This window comes from Streptomyces nanshensis, assembly GCF_001751255.1.
Taxonomy (GTDB): domain Bacteria; phylum Actinomycetota; class Actinomycetes; order Streptomycetales; family Streptomycetaceae; genus Streptomyces; species Streptomyces nanshensis_A.
In genome coordinates this window covers 1-1031 of record NZ_LJGW01000532.1, presented here as the reverse complement: position 1 = coordinate 1031, position 1031 = coordinate 1, and the positions used below count along the sequence as shown (strand labels likewise).

The 1031-nt window shown below is 75.1% G+C and carries 1 protein-coding gene; it reads right to left on the bottom strand.

What is annotated here, in order from left to right; all coding sequences use genetic code 11:
• Positions 1-836 (bottom strand): CbiQ family ECF transporter T component (locus tag AN218_RS29560; RefSeq protein WP_216311821.1); only part of this gene is annotated, 836 nt, incomplete at its 3' end.
• Positions 837-1031 lie beyond the last annotated feature (195 nt).

Below are 1031 nucleotides of genomic sequence, written 5' to 3'. Positions count from 1 at the left end.
AGCAGCTCCGCCGCGCGCCACCGGTCGGGGCGGTAGCGGCTGCGCCGCACCCGTCTGCCGCCCAGCAGCAGCCCCGCGACGGCCAGCGCGAGCCCGGCCAGCAGCGCGGGCGCCCCCAGATACGCGGGCACGGAGGAGTCCATGACGCCGTACAGGCCCGCGCACACGCCCAACAGGCCGGTGAGCACGAGGAATCCGGTGACCAGCCGTGCCGCCGGTGCCGTACGTCCCGTACGGCCGTAGCCGTGGGAGGCCATCGCCGCGGCCAGCGCGAGCGAGCGCGCCAGGGCGTCCTCCAGGACGGGAACGAGGATGCCGCGCAGGGCCCGCATGCCGCGCTGGGCGCCGCCGCGCAGCCGTCTCGCACGGCGCACTCGCTGCACGCTCTCCACCAACTGGGGCGCGACGCTGAGGGCGACGACCACGGACGTACCGATCTCGTACAGCGCTCCCGGCAGCGCCTTGAGCATCCGCTTCGGGTTGGCGAGGGCGTTCGCCGCGCCGACGCACACGAGCATCGTGGCCAGGCGCAGCCCGTCGTACAGCCCGCTCAGCAGTTGCTCGGCGGCGACCGGCCCGAACAGCCGTATTCCGGCGGCCCATTGGGGCAGCGGGATCTCGGGGAGGGTGAAGAGGACGGTCTCGCCCTGGCCTCCGCCGAAGACCAGCCGGAAGACCACGCGCATCACGACGATGAACGCGCCCAGGACGAGATACATCCGGAAGGCCAGCGCCCACGGGGCGTCGCCGCGGCGTCGCGTGACCACATATCCGCAGACGGCCACGGTCAGCAGGAGCAGCAGCGGGTTCGTGGTCCGGCTGGCGGCGGTGGCCATGCCGAGTGCCCACAGCCACCACGCCCCCGGGTGCAGGGCACGCGGTATCCGGAAGCGAGCGGTGAGGCCGGCGGCGAGGCGAGAGGAGACGGCGAGGCGGGAGGAGGCGGCCAGGCGGGAGGAGGCGGCGGTGCGCCCGGTGACGGGCACCGGTCAGCCGTCCTGGTCGGCGCGGGCCGCGCGGCGCCGGCGCCA